The sequence below is a fragment of the Pseudomonas brassicacearum genome, assembly GCF_009601685.2.
GTDB lineage: Bacteria > Pseudomonadota > Gammaproteobacteria > Pseudomonadales > Pseudomonadaceae > Aquipseudomonas > Aquipseudomonas kilonensis_B.
This window is the reverse complement of the sequence record NZ_CP045701.2, coordinates 3707661-3724280: the sequence shown is the minus strand read 5'-3', so window position 1 is coordinate 3724280 and position 16620 is coordinate 3707661. Positions and strand designations below refer to the sequence as shown.

16 protein-coding genes are annotated in these 16620 nt (G+C 63.4%); 5 read left to right on the top strand and 11 right to left on the bottom strand.

The window, feature by feature from the left end; all coding sequences use genetic code 11:
* Positions 1-202: 202 nt before the first annotated feature.
* The 5 genes from GFU70_RS15655 to GFU70_RS15635 all read left to right on the top strand — a co-directional run bounded on the left by GFU70_RS15655 (position 203) and on the right by GFU70_RS15635 (position 5569).
* On the top strand, positions 203-1276 hold the full coding sequence (locus GFU70_RS15655) for an ATP-NAD kinase family protein (RefSeq protein WP_058545551.1): 1074 nt from the start codon (positions 203-205) through the stop codon (positions 1274-1276).
* A gap of 2 nt (positions 1277-1278) precedes the next feature.
* Positions 1279-2256: a thiamine pyrophosphate-dependent dehydrogenase E1 component subunit alpha gene (locus GFU70_RS15650; protein WP_058545550.1), complete on the top strand. Its 978-nt coding sequence runs from the start codon at positions 1279-1281 to the stop codon at positions 2254-2256.
* 36 nt (positions 2257-2292) lie between these two features.
* Positions 2293-3309, top strand: a complete 1017-nt coding sequence (locus tag GFU70_RS15645) for an alpha-ketoacid dehydrogenase subunit beta (RefSeq protein ID WP_058545549.1) — start codon at positions 2293-2295, stop codon at positions 3307-3309.
* Positions 3309-4421, top strand: a complete 1113-nt coding sequence (locus tag GFU70_RS15640; RefSeq protein ID WP_153388379.1) for an acetoin dehydrogenase dihydrolipoyllysine-residue acetyltransferase subunit — start codon at positions 3309-3311, stop codon at positions 4419-4421. Before GFU70_RS15645 ends, GFU70_RS15640 begins: the two co-directional genes overlap by 1 nt.
* Before the next feature lie 83 nt (positions 4422-4504).
* Positions 4505-5569, top strand: a complete 1065-nt coding sequence (locus tag GFU70_RS15635) for a 2,3-butanediol dehydrogenase (protein ID WP_226921177.1) — start codon at positions 4505-4507, stop codon at positions 5567-5569.
* Positions 5570-5640: 71 nt separating this feature from the next.
* Here the strand turns inward: GFU70_RS15635 and GFU70_RS15630 are convergent, their stop codons facing one another.
* The 11 genes from GFU70_RS15630 to arcD form a co-directional block, all read right to left on the bottom strand.
* Positions 5641-6195: a DinB family protein gene (locus GFU70_RS15630; RefSeq protein ID WP_116642063.1), complete on the bottom strand. Its 555-nt coding sequence runs from the start codon at positions 6193-6195 to the stop codon at positions 5641-5643.
* Between the two features lie 161 nt (positions 6196-6356).
* Positions 6357-7274: a dihydrodipicolinate synthase family protein gene (locus GFU70_RS15625; protein WP_058545545.1), complete on the bottom strand. Its 918-nt coding sequence runs from the start codon at positions 7272-7274 to the stop codon at positions 6357-6359.
* Between the two features lie 172 nt (positions 7275-7446).
* Entirely contained in the window at positions 7447-8475 is a 1029-nt protein-coding gene (locus tag GFU70_RS15620) for a trans-3-hydroxy-L-proline dehydratase (RefSeq protein ID WP_153388378.1), read from the bottom strand.
* Between the two features lie 139 nt (positions 8476-8614).
* Complete coding sequence (locus tag GFU70_RS15615) at positions 8615-9337, bottom strand: amino acid ABC transporter ATP-binding protein (RefSeq protein WP_153388377.1); 723 nt, start codon at positions 9335-9337, stop codon at positions 8615-8617.
* Complete coding sequence (locus GFU70_RS15610; RefSeq protein WP_153388376.1) at positions 9330-9980, bottom strand: amino acid ABC transporter permease; 651 nt, start codon at positions 9978-9980, stop codon at positions 9330-9332. The genes GFU70_RS15615 and GFU70_RS15610 overlap by 8 nt, the downstream gene beginning before the upstream one ends.
* 9 nt (positions 9981-9989) lie before the next feature.
* On the bottom strand, positions 9990-10655 hold the full coding sequence (locus GFU70_RS15605) for an amino acid ABC transporter permease (RefSeq protein ID WP_058543018.1): 666 nt from the start codon (positions 10653-10655) through the stop codon (positions 9990-9992).
* Positions 10648-12426 carry an aconitase X gene (locus GFU70_RS15600; RefSeq protein ID WP_153388375.1) on the bottom strand — a complete coding sequence of 593 codons (1779 nt, stop codon included), beginning with the start codon at positions 12424-12426 and terminating at the stop codon, positions 10648-10650. The genes GFU70_RS15605 and GFU70_RS15600 overlap by 8 nt, the downstream gene beginning before the upstream one ends.
* Positions 12427-12436: 10 nt before the next feature.
* Complete coding sequence (locus tag GFU70_RS15595; RefSeq protein WP_058543016.1) at positions 12437-13255, bottom strand: transporter substrate-binding domain-containing protein; 819 nt, start codon at positions 13253-13255, stop codon at positions 12437-12439.
* 235 nt (positions 13256-13490) lie between these two features.
* Positions 13491-14240 carry an AraC family transcriptional regulator gene (locus tag GFU70_RS15590; protein WP_058543021.1) on the bottom strand — a complete coding sequence of 250 codons (750 nt, stop codon included), beginning with the start codon at positions 14238-14240 and terminating at the stop codon, positions 13491-13493.
* Between the two features lie 146 nt (positions 14241-14386).
* Positions 14387-14926: an Hsp20/alpha crystallin family protein gene (locus GFU70_RS15585; RefSeq protein ID WP_058543015.1), complete on the bottom strand. Its 540-nt coding sequence runs from the start codon at positions 14924-14926 to the stop codon at positions 14387-14389.
* Positions 14927-15013: 87 nt separating this feature from the next.
* A complete protein-coding gene (gene arcD / locus GFU70_RS15580; RefSeq protein WP_116642068.1) occupies positions 15014-16507 on the bottom strand; it encodes an arginine-ornithine antiporter in 1494 nt (497 codons plus the stop codon).
* Positions 16508-16620 lie beyond the last annotated feature (113 nt).

The window sequence follows — 16620 nt, the reverse complement described above, 5'->3', positions numbered from 1 at the left end:
GGGCGTCTCACCGGGGCTCGCTTCGCTTCATCACAAATCCCATAGGGACCGCTCTGGCCCGGGCCTTGAGCAGGTTTTTTTCACAACTGGCACCGCCCTTGCTCTACCTCTGGGGCCCGCTCGACGGGTCATCCAATAATAACAACGAGGTGTCTATGGTTTCCTGCCCAGGCCGTGTGCCTGCCCCCTCCACGGTGGTGTCATGAGTCGCCGGCCATTGACCGTGGGCATCATAGCCAACCCCGCATCGGGCCGTGACGTGCGGCGCCTGACCGCCAATGCCGGGCTGTTTTCCAGCACCGACAAGGTCTCGGTGATCCAGCGCTTGCTGGCCGCTTTCGGCGCCACCGGCATCGAGCAGGTGTTGATGCCCACCGACATGATTGGCATGGCCGCCGCCGTGCTGAAGAACAGCCACAGCCGCCAGGCCCGCAGCAGCCACTGGCCGGCCCTGGAGTTTCTCGACCTGACCCTGCGCCAGACCGTCGAAGACACCCGCCGGGCCGCGCGTCTGATGGCCGAGCGCGAGGTGGCGCTGATCGCCGTGCTGGGTGGCGACGGCACCCACAAGGCGGTGGCCGCTGAAGTGGGGGACATTCCGTTGCTGACCCTGTCCACCGGCACCAACAACGCCTTTCCCGAACTGCGCGAGGCCACCAGTGCCGGGCTGGCCGGTGGGTTGTACGCCAGTGGCCGGATCCCGGCGCAGATCGGCCTGCGTCGCAACAAGCGCTTGCTGGTCTGTGACGCCGGACGTGGCTTGCGCGAAGTCGCCCTGGTGGACGTCGCCGTGTCGCCGCTGCGGTTTGTCGGCGCCCGGGCCATCAGTCGCGCACAGGACCTGGCCGAAGTCTTCGTGACCTTCGCCGAACCGCAGTCCATCGGCTTGTCGGCGCTGTGCGGCTTGTGGTTCCCGGTGTCACGCCAGGCACCGGGTGGCGCCTGGATGCGCCTGGACCCGCGATCGCCCGAAGCGCTGCTGGTGCCGCTCGCGCCGGGCCTGCTGCAGGGCTGTGGCGTGCTTGCAGCAGGGCCCCTGGAACCTGGCATCGCCCACGGCCTGTCGCTGTCCAGCGGCACCCTGGCCCTGGATGGCGAACGGGAAATCGAATTCAACGCGCAGGACCGGCTCACGGTCACCCTCGATGCCGGCGGCCCGCTGAGCATCGACGTCAACGCGGTGCTGGCCTACGCCGCGCAACAGCGTTTGCTGGCCATCGGCCGCGAACACCCGCAGCACCCTCTGAATCTTCTAGAAGACACCCCAGGAGAATAAAAATGTCGACACCGCTCACCCACGATCAACTGCTGCACGCCTACCAGGTGATGCGCACCATCCGCGCCTTCGAAGAGCGCCTGCACGTGGAGTTCGCCACCGGCGAGATTCCCGGTTTCGTCCACCTGTATGCCGGCGAAGAAGCCTCGGCCGCCGGCGTCATGGCCCACCTGGGCGATGACGATTGCATCGCATCCAACCACCGTGGTCACGGCCATTGCATCGCCAAGGGCGTGGACGTCTACGGGATGATGGCCGAGATCTACGGCAAGAAGACCGGCGTCTGCCAAGGCAAGGGCGGCTCGATGCACATTGCCGACTTCGAGAAGGGCATGCTCGGCGCCAATGGCATCGTCGGTGCCGGCGCGCCGCTGGTGGTCGGCGCTGCCCTGGCGGCACGGCTCAAGGGCACCGACAGCGTCGCCGTGGTGTTTTTCGGCGACGGCGGCTCCAACGAGGGTGCGGTGTTCGAAGCCATGAACATGGCCTCGGTGTGGAACCTGCCGTGCCTGTTCATCGCCGAAAACAACGGCTACGCCGAAGCCACCGCCTCCAATTGGTCGGTGGCCTGCGACCACATCGCCGACCGCGCGGCGGGGTTCGGCATGCCCGGGGTGACGGTGGACGGCTTTGATTTCTTTGCCGTGCATGAGGCCGCCGGGGCCGCCGTCGAACGCGCCCGTGCCGGGGAAGGGCCGTCGCTGATCGAGGTCAAGCTGACCCGCTACTACGGCCACTTCGAAGGCGACGCCCAGACCTATCGGGCGCCCGACGAGGTCAAGCATTTTCGCGAGAACCAGGACTGCCTGATGCAGTTCCGCGAGCGCACCACCCGGGCCGGCTTGCTCACCGTCGAGCAGTTGGACCAGATCGACAAGGAAGTGGACCTGCTGATCGAAAACGCCGTGTACAAGGCCAAGTCCGATCCCAAGCCTTGCGCGGCGGACCTGCTGACCGACGTCTACGTCAGCTATCCCTGAACGCCCTTCGAAAAAACAAGAATAGAGAATTTCATCATGGCGAGAAAAATCAGCTATCAGCAGGCAATCAACGAAGCCCTGGCCCAGGAAATGCGCCGCGACTCCAGCGTCTTCATCATGGGTGAGGACGTGGCCGGTGGTGCCGGCGCGCCCGGTGAAAACGACGCCTGGGGCGGCGTGCTCGGCGTTACCAAGGGGCTTTACGACCAGTTCCCCGGCCGCGTGCTGGACACGCCGTTGTCGGAAATCGGTTACGTCGGTGCGGCAGTCGGGGCCGCCACCTGCGGCGTGCGCCCGGTGTGCGAACTGATGTTCGTCGACTTTGCCGGCTGCTGCCTGGACCAGATCCTCAACCAGGCGGCGAAGTTTCGCTACATGTTCGGCGGCAAGGCCTCCACGCCGTTGGTGATCCGCACCATGGTCGGCGCCGGCCTGCGCGCCGCCGCCCAGCATTCGCAGATGCTCACGTCCTTGTGGACGCACATCCCGGGGCTGAAAGTGGTCTGCCCATCGTCGCCTTACGACGCCAAGGGCCTGTTGATCCAGGCAATCCGCGACAACGACCCGGTGATCTTCTGCGAGCACAAGTTGCTCTACAGCATGCAGGGCGAGGTGCCGGAAGAGCTCTACACCATTCCCTTTGGCGAGGCCAACTTCCTGCGCGATGGCAAGGACGTAACCCTGGTGTCGTACGGGCGCATGGTCAACACCGCGATGGACGCAGCGCGCAGCCTGGCCGGGCGGGGCATCGACTGCGAAGTGATCGACCTGCGCACCACCAGCCCGCTGGACGAGGACAGCATCCTGGAAAGCGTCGAGAAAACCGGACGCTTGGTGGTGATCGACGAGGCCAACCCACGCTGTTCCATGGCCACCGATATTTCGGCGCTGGTGGCACAAAAAGCCTTTGCCGCGCTCAAGGCGCCGATCGAGATGGTCACCGCGCCGCACACCCCGGTGCCGTTCTCCGATGCGCTGGAAGACCTGTACATCCCTGATGCGGCGAAAATCGAACAAGCCGTGCTCAACGTGATCGAGTGGAGCAAGCGCTGATGAGCCAGATTCATACCCTGACCATGCCCAAGTGGGGCCTGTCGATGACCGAGGGCCGGGTCGATGCCTGGCTCAAGGAGGAGGGCCAGGCCATCACCAAGGGCGATGAAGTGATGGACGTCGAGACGGACAAGATTTCCAGCAGCGTCGAAGCGCCGTTTTCCGGAACCCTGCGCCGCCAGATCGCCCGGCAGGACGAAACCCTGGCGGTCGGCGCCTTGCTCGGCATCGTGGTCGACGGCGAAGCCAGCGATGCCGAGATCGATGCGGTCATCGAACAGTTCCAGTCGACCTTTGTGCCCGGCGATGCGGCCGACGAAGACAGTGGGCCGAAACCGCAGAAAGTCGAGTTGGACGGCCGGGTGATCCGCTATTTCGAGCGGGGCGAGGGCGGCACGCCGCTGGTGCTGGTGCATGGTTTCGGCGGCGACCTGAACAACTGGTTGTTCAACCATGAGGCGTTGGCGGCCGGGCGTCGGGTCATTGCCCTGGATCTGCCGGGCCACGGCGAATCTTCGAAAGCCCTGCAACGCGGCGACCTGGACGAATTGAGCAGCGTGGTGCTGGCCTTGCTCAATCACCTGGACATCAATGCTGCGCATCTGGTGGGGCATTCCATGGGTGGGGCGGTGTCGCTGAACGCCGCACGCCTGATGCCCCAGCGAGTCCGGTCGCTGACCTTGATCGGCAGCGCCGGGTTGGGCGCGCAGATCAACGGCGGCTACCTGCAAGGTTTTGTCGAAGCGGCCAACCGCAACGCCCTCAAGCCGCAACTGGTGCAACTGTTCTCCAATGCCGAACTGGTCAACCGCCAGATGCTCGACGACATGCTCAAGTACAAGCGCCTGGAAGGCGTGGACGCGGCGCTGCAGCTACTGTCAGCGACGCTGTTCGCCGACGGCCGCCAACAGGTGGACTTGCGCGAAGTGGTGCAGGCCGGCCACGTACCGACCCTGGTGATCTGGGGCAGTGACGACGCGATCATCCCGGCGGCCCACAGCGACGGGCTGAGTGCCCAGGTCGAGGTGCTGTCCGGCCAGGGCCACATGGTGCAAATGGAAGCGGCCGAGCAGGTCAACCAGCTGATCCTCGGGTTCATCGAGCAGCACTGATCAAGCGGGCGGCGACATGCGTCGTCGTCCCTATAAATTCTGGAGGCAACGTTATGAACGTTTCAATCAAGCCGACCCGCAGCATGCGCGCCGCTGTCTGGCATGGCCGCAACGACATTCGCGTCGAAGACGTGCCACTGCCGATTTCGCCGCCCGCCGGTTGGGTGCAGATCCGCGTGCAATGGTGCGGCATCTGCGGCTCCGACCTGCACGAGTACGTAGCCGGGCCAGTGTTCATTCCGGTGGACGCGCCGCACCCGCTGACCGGGATCAAGGGCCAGTGCATCCTCGGCCATGAGTTCTGCGGCGAGATCGTCGAACTGGGCGCCGGCGTCGAGGGCTTCAGTGTCGGTGAACCGGTGGCGGCGGACGCCTGCCAGCACTGCGGCACCTGCTATTACTGCACCCATGGGCTCTACAACATTTGCGAGAACCTGGCCTTCACCGGGCTGATGAACAACGGGGCGTTCGCGGAACTGGTCAACGTACCGGCCAACCTGCTCTACAAACTGCCCGCCGATTTCCCTGCCGAGGCCGGTGCGTTGATCGAGCCATTGGCGGTGGGCATGCATGCAGTGAAAAAAGCCGGGAGCCTGCTGGGCCAGAACGTCGTGGTGGTGGGTGCCGGCACCATCGGCCTGTGCACCATCATGTGCGCCAAGGCCGCCGGGGCGGCCCAGGTGATCGCCTTGGAAATGTCCGGTGCACGCAAGGCCAAGGCCCTGGAAGTCGGGGCCAGCCACGTGATCGACCCGAACGAATGCGACGCCCTGGCCGAAGTCCGCCGCCTGACCGCTGGCCTGGGGGCCGATGTCAGTTTCGAATGCATCGGCAACAAGCACACCGCCAAACTGGCCATCGACCTGATCCGCAAGGCCGGCAAGTGTGTGTTGGTGGGCATTTTCGAGGAACCGAGCGAGTTCAACTTCTTTGAACTGGTCTCCACCGAGAAGCAAGTGCTTGGCGCGCTGGCCTACAACGGCGAATTCGCCGATGTGATTGCCTTCATCGCCGATGGGCGCCTGGACATCTCGCCGCTGGTGACCGGACGCATCCAGCTGGAGCAGATTGTCGGCCAGGGCTTCGAGGAGTTGGTCAATAACAAGGAGCACAACGTGAAAATTATCGTGTCTCCCGCACGGATCTAAGAGCGCCTGACGTGGGCGATTTGGCGATGGCCGGCAGCGGCCATCGCATTTTTTCCGGCCAGTGGAGACTTTCAGCCCGGCCGATAGTCTTGCCAGACGGTCCTTTCGTTGAGTTGCAGTGGCTGCTCTTCCTCTTGCCGAAACCTACGGTCGCAGTCGAGGAAGAACTCATCGAGCTGCGGTGGCTTGATGCCGGTGCCACTGAGCATCGAATGCACCTGGCCGCGGTGATGGATCTGATGTTCGAACAGGTGCAACAGCAGCCGGTCGATACGCTCGCGCACCACACCGTCGACCCGCACCAGCTCCACGGAGCGGGCGAGGTCTTTTTCCCGCAGGGCTTCGCAGAACGCCACCAGCCGCTGATCGGTTTGGGTTTGGCTTTGCTTCAGTGGGGCAAAGGCCAGGGTTTCGGAAAAGTCCTTTATCTGCCCATCGCGGTCGCCTTCCAGGGCGGTGAGGTAATAGCGGTCCACTTCCAGGATGTGGCAAAGCGTGGCTTGGATGGACGGGAAGAACCCCGTGCGCGACGCTTCGTATTCGGCCTCGCTCAACTGCGCGCAAGCGCCGAGTAGCCTGTGGTTGGCCCATCGGTTGTTCAGGGCCTGGGCCAGGAAATAATTCATGGGAAGCCTCGTCAAAACGGTGTGGGAGCGAGCTTGCTCGCGAAGACGGCGGTACATCCAGCATAGTCATGTCAGACAGACCGCTTTCGCGAGCAAGTCGGATCGCCGCACCGCCGCTCCCACAGGGGGTTCTTCATCTGCCTTGCGGGTTAGGTCGGACCTTAAAGCCCCACATCCGGCAACATCGGCCGATTCGCCAGGGCCTTGGCCATGATCTGCTCCACATACGCCCGGTCCGCTTGCGGCAGGGCCAGGCGCGGTGGGCGGGTGAGGGCGCTGCCGCGGCCGGCGATGGCTTCGCACAGCTTGATGCATTGCACCAGGTCGGCGCGGGCGTCCAGGTGCAGGATCGGCATCAGCCATTCATAGATCGGCATCGCTTCGGCAAAGCGTCCGGCGCGGGCCAGGCGGAAAATGGTCTCGCCTTCCTTCGGGAACACGTTGGACATGCCCGAAACCCAACCTTCGGCCCCCACGGCGAGGCTTTCCAGCACCACGTCATCGAGGCCGGCGAACAACACAAAACGGTCGCCGACTTCGTTGCGCACGTCGATGAAGCGCCGGGTGTCACCGGAGGAATCCTTGAAACACACCACGTTGTCGCAATCGGCCAGGGAAATCAGGATGTCCGGTGTTACGTCATTCTTGTAGATCGGCGGGTTGTTGTAGACCATCAAGGGCACGTCGGCATGCCGGGCTACGTAGCGGAAATGCTCGGCGGTCTCGAACGGTTTGGAGCCGTAGACCAGCGCCGGCATCAGCATCACCCCGTCAACCCCGACCTTGCGCACCGCGTTGGCCACCTTGGCGGCTTGCACGCTGGTGAATTCGGCCACGCCGCAGATCACCGGCACGCGGCCACGGGAGGCGTCTACCGCCACTTCGGTCACGGCGATTTTTTCCTCGGCGCTCAGGGACGTGTTTTCCCCCACCGACCCGCAGACCACCAGGCCGGAGACGCCATCACGAATGACGTTGGAAATCACTTCGTGGGTTTTTTCCAGGTTGATGGAAAAGTCATCGTTGAATTGGGTGGTGACGGCAGGGAAGACGCCGCTCCAGTTGATGCGTTTGCTCATGGGTTGTCTCCGGTTATGGTATTTCGTATACGCAGATAAAGGTGAATTCACAACAAATCCGCTGTGGGAGCAAAGCTTGCTCGCGATGCAGGCGCCTCGGTTTCACGGAAAACCGCGTCATCTTCATCGCGGGCAAGCCTTGCTCCCACAGGGCTGTATGCAAATCTGAAAATCATGCACCCGGCCAGGTATCCGAAAGCCGATAGCCCTCGGGCCACGGATCGGCCGGGTCGAGCAACAGCTGATGGGTGCCGGTAATCCACGCCCGTCCGGCAATGCACGGATAAATCGCCGGGCGTCCGGCCACCTCGGTCAGTGAGTCGATGCGGCAGTGGAATTCGGAACCGATGATCGAGCGGCCGATAAACCGTTCGCCGACCTGCATCAAGCCCTTGGCGTGCAGCACCGCCATGCGCGCCGAACAGCCGGTGCCGGTGGGCGAGCGGTCGATCTTGCCAGGCTGGATCACCACGGCATTGGCACCGGTGGCGATGCCGTTTTCCTGGACGATGGGCGCGGCGATCTGGCAGAACGAGATGTGCGACCAGTCGGGGTTCAGCGGATGCACGAAGCCCAATTGTTCGTTGGCGGCGCGGGTGATCTTCAAGCCCATGGCCACCAGCTCGGCGGCTTCATCAGGGCGGATGGCAAAGCCCAGGCGCTGGGCGTCGACGATGACAAAACTGTCGCCGCCGTAGGCGGTGTCCACTTGCAACGAGCCCAGGCCCTCGACTTCGATCCAGGCATCGAGGCGGTCGGCGAAGGAGGGCACGTTCTTGATCTCGACCCGTTGCACCTTGCCGTCGCGGCAGTCGGCCACCGCTTCGATCAGGCCACCCGGGGCCTCGAGCACCAGGCGGGTCTGGGGTTCGGTCATCGGCAGGATGCCGCTGTCCAGCAGCACGGTGGCGACGCACAACGAGTTGGAGCCGGACATCGGCGGGGTGTCGGCCGGTTCCATGATGATCCAGGCCATTTGCGCCCGCGGGTCCTTGGCCGGCACCAGCAGGTTGACGTGGCGGAACACACCGCCGCGGGGCTCGTTGAGGACGAAGTTGCGCAGGGTCTGGTCCTGGGCGATCCAGCGTGATTGTTCCCACACGGTGGCGCCAGGGGGTGGGGCGACGCCGCCGACGATCACGTCGCCGACTTCGCCTTCGGCGTGGCAGCTGATGACATGGATGACTTTTGATGAGCGCATGAATCAAATCCTTGTGTTGTCTGGTCGGGCCTCATCGCGGGCAAGCCTTGCTCCCACAGGGTTCTGGGGTGGACACATGGATTGAGCTGTGTACACAAAACCAGTGTGGGAGCGAGCTTGCTCGCGATGAGGCCATCGGCTATTTCACCGACTTGAGAAACGCCGCCGTCTCCGACTGCACCGGATTGCCGATCACCTGGTCCGGCGGCCCGATCTCATGGACCCGGCCATTGCAAAAGAACGCCACGCGGTCGGACACGTCCCGGGCGAAGCGGATCTCGTGGGTCACCAGCACCATGGTCATGCCGTCTTCGGCGAGCATGCGCATGGTGTCCAGCACTTCGCCCACCAGTTGCGGGTCGAGGGCCGAGGTGGCTTCGTCGAAGAGCATGTAGTCCGGCGACATCGCCAGCGCCCGGGCGATGGCCATGCGCTGCTGCTGGCCGCCGGAAAGCTTGCCGGGGAAGGCCTTGAGCTTGTCCCCCAAGCCCACATGCTCAAGCTGTTGCACCGCCAGTGCTTCGGCGTCCTGCCGGCTTTTGCCCAGCACCTTGCGCGGCGCCAGCATCACGTTTTCCAGCACGGTCAGGTGGGGGAAGGCGTTCCATTGCTGGAACACGATGCCGATTTTCTGCCGCAGGCGATTGAGGTCGGTGGCGCGGTCATGGACCTCGATGCCGTCCACGCGGATGCTGCCTTTCTGGATCGGTTCCAGGCCGTTGATGCACATCAGCAGGGTCGACTTGCCAGAGCCGGAACCGCCGATGATCGACACCACTTCGCCCTTGTCCACCGTCAGGCTCACACCTTTGACCACTTCCAGGTCACCGAAGGATTTGTGTACGTTTTCGATCTCAATCATTTTCCTGCCACCTTCTTTCCAGGCGTGCGCCGAGGCGGGCGACCACCAGGCTCATGACGTAGTAAATGAGGCCCGCGATGCACAGCACCAGCAGGGGTTCCTGAATGCGCGTGACGATGGTTTGCGACGCCCGCAGCAATTCGACGATGCCGATCCACATCACCAGCGCGGTGTCTTTCATCACGCCCAGTACCAGGTTCAGCCAGCCGGGAAAGGCCACCCGCGTGGCAATCGGCAGGACGATGAAGCGCAGGTCCTGCACATAGCTCAGGCCCAGTGACCGGCTGGCCCGGCGGGTGCTCAACGGCACCGCCAGCACGCCACCGCGCACGATCTCGGTGAAGTAAGCCGCGGCATAGACCCCGAGGACGATGCAACCGACGGCAAAGGCGCTGAGGTTCAGGCCGACGATGCTCTTGAGCGAGTTGAACAGCACGAACTGGATCAGCAGCGGCACGCTGCGAAACGCATCCAATACCCAGGCCAGGGGCAGGCTGGCCCGCGGCAACAGCGCCCGCAGCAGGCCGAACAGCAGCCCGGCCAGGGTGCCCATCAGGATCGACCACGCGGTCAATTGCAGCGTGACCCAGGCGCCCTCGAGCAAGTACAACAGGTCGTTAACAGTGAGGCTTGTAGAAAACATGACCAGCCCTCAATAGCGGAACAAGCGCCAGGACAACAGCCGGGCCAAACCGACGATCAGCTTGGCGATCAGGTAATACAGCACCGCCGCAAGGGCGAAGTATTCGAAGGTGCGGAAGGTCTTGACGTTGTATTCCTGGGTGACACCGGTGAGGTCGTCGTTCAGGCCGACGACCACGCCCAGGGACGTCATCAGCACCGCCCAGACCATCTGGTTGGTCAACGGGTAGAACACGATGCGCAACAGTTGCGGGACGATGATCATCCGGTACGCCTGGAAAGCGCTCATCCCCAGGGAGCGAGCGGCGCGCATTTGCGTACTGGGCACGGCCTTGAGGCCGCCGCGAAAGTTTTCCGCCAGGTAGCCGGCGTTGTTGAAGGTGATCCCGGCCAGCAAGGCCAGCCAGGAACTGACGTGCAGCCCGAGGGAGCCGAGGCCGAAGTAGAGGATGTAGATCTGGAACAGCGAGGGCGTGTTGCGGGCGATGGACACCCAGCCATTGCCCACGCCCCGCAGCACGCGATTCGGGGCCTGGCGCATGACCGTCAGCACCAGGGCGATCAGCACGCCGAATATCATCGACAGCGCGGCGGTTTCGAACGTTACCCAGGCTCCGGCGAGCATGTCGGGCAGGGCGCGCAAGGCCGGGCGCCATTGGAAGCTGTAGTCAAACATGAGTCGGGCTCCCCGTGCGGGCGGTGGGTTGCAGCCACGCCGGCGGCTGGCCGCGGGTCGAGGCGGTGCAGGCGGCCTCGACGCATTCGGCGAGGGCGGCGAAGTGCACCCCACGCCCGACCAGGCCCGGTGCGTAGTGGGCGTATTTACCGGAGTTGGTCATCAGCGTGGTGGCGTGGGGCGGAATCACCGGTTCGCCCAACATGCACCAGCAGGTGTCGGTCACCAGCACCGCGCCGAAGGCTTCGATGGCGGTCAGATACCCGGCTTTGCGGGCCTGCTCCAGCACCGTCCGGCCACAGGTGATCGCCAGCACCACATACGGATGCTTGACCCGCCCCGCGCACAAGGTCGCGAGGGCGGCGAATTCGCTGAGGGAAAAATGCGGGTTACCCAGGGACACCACGTCCACCCAGTTGTCCCGGGCGCTGTTGAGCTCGCGCCAACTGGCAAGCAGGCCGGCGGCATCGACGCTTTCCTGCGGCAAGGTGACGTCGCTCTCCAGGACATCGGCCGGGTCGAGGGCTTCCGGCGTTACCCCGGCGATGTGGAACAACGGCGCGGCGCTGGTGGTGGCGAACGCGGCGCCGAAGGCCTTGAGGTCGTCCAGGGTGGGCGCGGCGTGTTCCAGCCCACGTATCAGCGGGATGCGCCGGCCCGCCAGGCTGCCGATGTGATAGCCCAGCAGCGGATAGAAACTGTCATCCACGTGACCCAGCGCCGGTACGTCGACGATCAGTTGGGCCTTGCGTGGATCGTCGAGATGGCAGCCGCTCAGCGGTGCCCGTCCGCACAGGGCGATGCAGATATCGAGGAAGTCCGGGTACTTCTGCGTGCGCGCCCCCAGCACGCTGTTGGCGTAGACCACCGCGTTGGATTCGGCCCAGACGATTTGTTCGCCGGCCTTTGGCGCGGTGTCCAGCAGGTAGGGGGCGCAGGTGAAACTCAGTTGGGCACCCATCGCCATGTAGGCATCGCCCAGGGCACTGGCCGGCTCGCCCAGGGCCGGATCGACGCCCAGTTCTCGCCAACGGCGCTGGTCCACGGAGATCGAGTTGAGGGTGGTGGGGACGCGAACCTTCGCCCCCCACTGCACCAGTTGTTCGGCAAAGCGCAGGCTGGCCGGGCCGGTGTAGATGCAGCCGTCGATGTGGGCCTGGGTCACGTCCAGCAGTTGCGTGGCGCCCTGGATCTCGGCCATGCGCAGCACGATTTGCATCGCCACTTGGGCGGCCTTGCCGTGGCTGCCGTCGAGCAACGCCCGGTCCTGTTCGCTCAGCGCCAGGGTTGAGGGCGTGGGCGGCTGCGACGCTGCGTCAGAACCTTGCCAACCGTCGTTTGGCGGCTGGCCAGACAGTGTCAGGACCTCGCCATCCAGGCGCACGAAACCCTGGCCACGCAGCCCATTGAAGGCCTCGTGCCCCACGCACACTACCGGCAGCGAGCGTTGGAAAATCACCTGCGCCACCAGCACGCCCAGGGTCAGGATTTCATCGGCTTCGGCCAGCACCAGGGCCGCCGGTGCATGGCCGTTGCTGATCAGTTCCATCAAGACGCTGCTGCCGGTGCAGGAGCCGCGTCCGCTGGGGATCGCCAGCACGCGCCCGGCCAGGCGCTGGCCACTCAAGGGATGGTGACGGTCGATGACCTCGCCGCTGGCCGGATCGACCCCGCCCCAGAAGCTCAAGCCAACATCGGCGAACAGCAGGGCGCCCTGGGCGGCACCCTCCACCAGGCTGCGGCCGTTCACACGGACAGGCGTGCTTGGCATGCGCCGATCCTCAGTAGTAGACCTGGGGAACGGTCAGGTTGGCCGGCGCAATGTCGGTGCCGACCCATTTGACGAACAGCTCCTTGTAGCGGCCCGTGCGTACCTGCTGGTTGACGAACAGGTTGAGGTAGTTGAGCAGGCCGTATTCGCTACGCTTGGCGCCGAGGGACACGTAGTCGATGACGTAGGGCGCGTCACCGGCGATCTTCAGGCCCTTGTACTTACCCGACTTGAGGGTCGCGGCGGCCACGGTGTTGGTCACCACGGTGGCATCGATGTGCCCCTGGGCGACGGCCAACAAGGTGTCGTTCTGCGACTGGTAGGCGCGGAAGCTGCCGCTGCCCCAACTCTTCTGGTCCTTCTCCAGGGCGATGGCTTCATAGGTGCTGCTGGTGTTGCCCAGGGCCTTGCCCTTGAGGTCGGCGTAGCTGTTGATGCCGGTGTTGTCGCGGGTCAGCACGACCATTTGGAAGGCGAAGTAGGGCACGGTCAGGCCCACGGTCTTGGCCCGCTCCAGGGTGTCGGATGTGGAGGCGACGATGACATCGGCGCGGCCGGACAGCAGCGCGGGGATGCGGTCGGAGAACGGCGTTTCCACCACTTCGGCATCGACACCAAGGACCTTTGCCAGATCGTGGCAATAGTCCACGTCGAAGCCCGCCGGCTTGTTGCTTTCATCGCGAAAGCCCATGGGCGGAAAGTCCAGGGTCACGGCGCAACGCAGCTTGCCCGAGCCGATGATGTCATCGAGCTTGTCGGCGTGGGCGGTGGCGATGAAAAGCGGGGTGAGGACAATGCCGAGGGCTACGGCCAATGCTGGGTTTTTCATAAATGCCTCGCTGTCGAATAAATGCGGTGAGATATCGTATTGAGGATTTCGTATACGATATTAGATAAGCAATCGGCGTGCCTGTTTCTGGTAGAGGCGCAGCAATGCCAGCAGAGGGCTGGTCTAGAGGCTTGCATACTAGGTGGTATCAAACAGGGGTAAGGGGGCAGTGCTGGGCCGGGGTGTTACAGATGGGAGCAACCACGGGGCCCGATGCCCCATCAGGGAACAAGTATCAGCGCTGATTCTCGCGGTATTGGCTGGGGGACAGGCTGGTCAGGGCGCGGAACTGGCGGCTGAAAGCGCTGTGGTCGGTGTAACCGCAGCGCAGGGCGATCTCAGTGATCGGCAGGTTTCTGTCGAGTAACAGCCGTGAGGCTTCTTCCAGTCGTGCCTTGTGAATCATCTGCCGCGGCGTGAGTTGGAAGATGCGTTTGCAGTGCCGCTCCAGTTGCGCCACCGACAACTCGGCAATGGCGGTCAGCTCGGCCAGGCTGATGGGGCGGGCGAAGTGCTGCTTGATATGGGCATCGACCGCCGCCAGTTTGTGGAACGCCGGATGGCTCGATTGCGGCAGTTGCAGGTCGCGGGAAATGCCCGCCAAGCCGACGACCTGGCCGTTTGGATCGTGCAGGGCGAGCTTGTGGGTCAGGCACCACACGGGCTGGTTGCCGTAATACAAATGCAGTTCGAGCTGGTCGGCCAACTCCCGCCCACTGGCCAGCACCCGGCGATCCTGTTCGGTGTACAGCGGGCCGAAGCGCTCGGGGAACACCTGGTCGGCGGTAAGGCCGAGCAGGTCGCCGCTGTGTTTGAAACCGCAGCGCCGGGCCAGGGTCTGGTTGACGAAGGCGTAGCGGGCCTGCTGGTCCTTGATGAAAAACACCACGTCCGCGAGGGTGTCCAGCAGCGGGGCTATGGGCTGCAGGCTGCGCAGCAGGGTGTCGAGGTCGCAGGGGGCGAGGGAAGTCAGCGAGGGATACATGGCCAGCGTCGTCTTTTTGGGGAAGCGAGTTTGCTCGCGATAGCGCAGTGTCAATCGAACATGTGGTGCCTGTCACTATGGGTTCAATCAGCACAGGCATAAAAAGCCCCTCGTCGTTGGCCGGCGAGGGGCAGGGCTCAAAGCGATCAGTCGGCCTTGATCGGCACGACCTTTTCCGCTTTCAGTGCTTCCGGTTTTTTTGGCAGTGTCAGCGTCAGCACGCCTTTGCTGAACTGGGCTTCGATCTTGTCGCTGTCGACGCCTTCTGGCAGGTTGAACACGCGTTCGAAGGAACCGTAATGGCGCTCGGACAGGTGATAACCCTTTTTCTTTTCTTCCTTGGTTTCTTTTTTCTCCCCCTTGATGATCAGGTTGCCGTTGGCCAGGCGGATTTCGATGTCTTTCTGATCCATGCCGGGCAACTCGGCGGTGATTTCAAAGCTCTTTTCTTTCTCGCTGATGTCCACGGCCGGCAGGCTGCTCATGGAGAACTCGCGACGCCAGAAGGGTTCGACATCGAACAACCGACGACTGAAAGGAGAAAGCGCTGTGCCCCGATTGAAGTCGTCGAACAGGTGGTCCACCTGCTGGCGGAGTCTTTCAAACGGATGCCAGAGGTCCGCCTTGGCGGGGGGCTGGGCGTTGTCTTCGGTGGTGACTGGCATTTTTTTCACTGAATTGGACATTTGCTTTTCCTCTTTGGTGAAGTCCGGACGGGTCTCGGCCCAATCGCCAGGCACCGTTGCCGAACAGGTCAATGCACGCTTGCGAAACTACAAGGACAGTTGGCCGGACCAGAGCATCCAGCCGGCGAAGATCGCTGCCACCCAGATCACCAGCAGCAGGCCCCAGCCGAAACCATTGAGGGCACGGTTCGTCCTGGCCCGTTGGGCGCTCAGATAGATCAGCGAGCCGGGGGCATAGAGCAGGGCACTGAGCAGCATGTACCGCGGCCCGGCGGCGTAGAGCAGCCAGATGCAATAACCCGTCGCGACCACAGCGATGGCCATGTCGCGCAGTTGCAGCCCGCGATGACCGGCGTAGGTCTGGCCTTGCCAGGTCATCTTCAACGCATACAGGCCGCTGAACAGGTAGGGCAGCAGGATCATCGAGGTGGCGAGTGAAATCAGCGCCAGGTAGCTGGCGCTCGAATACAGGGTCAGCAACAGGAACAATTGAATGCAGCCGTTGGTGATCCACAGCGCGTTGGCCGGTGCGCCATGTTGGTTTTCCGTGGCCAGCAAACGCGGCATGACTTTTTCCTTGGCCGGCGTGAACACCGATTCGGCCGCCAGCAGCGTCCAGGCCAGCAACGCGCCGCCCACTGACACGATCAGGCCGATGCTGATCAGCACCGCGCCCCAGGGCCCGGCCACCGCTTCCAGTACACCCGCCATGGATGGGTTCTTCAGGGCGGCCAGTTCGGGTTGTCTGAGGATGCCCAACGACAACAGGGAAACGGCGATCAGCAGCAACAAGGTAAGGACGAAGCCAATCACGGTGGCGCGGCCCACGTCGGCCCGTTCGGCGGCCCGGGCGGAAAATACGTTGGCGCCTTCAATGCCGATGAACACCCAGACCGTTACCAGCATGGTGCTCTTGACCTGGTCCAGCGTACTGCCCAGTGCCGGCGCGCCCCAGAAATCCACCACGAAGGTGTCCTTGGAGAAAGCGGCAATTACCAGCCCGATGAACAACAGCAACGGCACCACCTTGGCGATCGTCGTCAGGGCGTTGGCCTTGGCGGCGGTGCGCATACCGCGCAGGATCATCCAATGCAATGCCCACAGCACCACGGATGCACCGGCGATCGCAGCTTTGTTATTGCCTTCGCCAAACAAGGGGAAAAAGTAACTGAGCGCAGCGAACAGAATCACCAGATAACTGACGTTGCCGATCCAGGCGCTGATCCAATAGCCCCACGCCGAATTGAAACCGAGGAATTCGCCACCCAGGGCTCGGGCGTAGGCGAACACTCCATTGTCCAGTTCCGGTTGGCGGTTGGAGAGTGTCTGGTAGACCAGAGCCAGTGAGAGCATGCCCACGCCGGTGATGAGCCAGCCGATCAGGATCGCGCCGGCGCCGGCACTGGCCGCCATGTTCTGGGGCAGGCTGAAGATACCGCTGCCGATCATCGAACCGACCACCAGGGCGATCAACAGGCTCAGCGACAGGCGCCGGGGTTCGACCTTTCGCAAACTGCCGGCCAAAGGGTGAGGTTTGACGGTCGGGATGACCGGTTCTGTACCTTGCAGGTGCGTTGCCATGATCAAAGCCTCCATGAGACGGGAGGTCCGGTAACCTTCGTCGATACAAAGGTTCGAACGCCGAGTCTTAATGTCGACCTGTAGGCATTGGGGGGTATTGATGTAGATCAGAT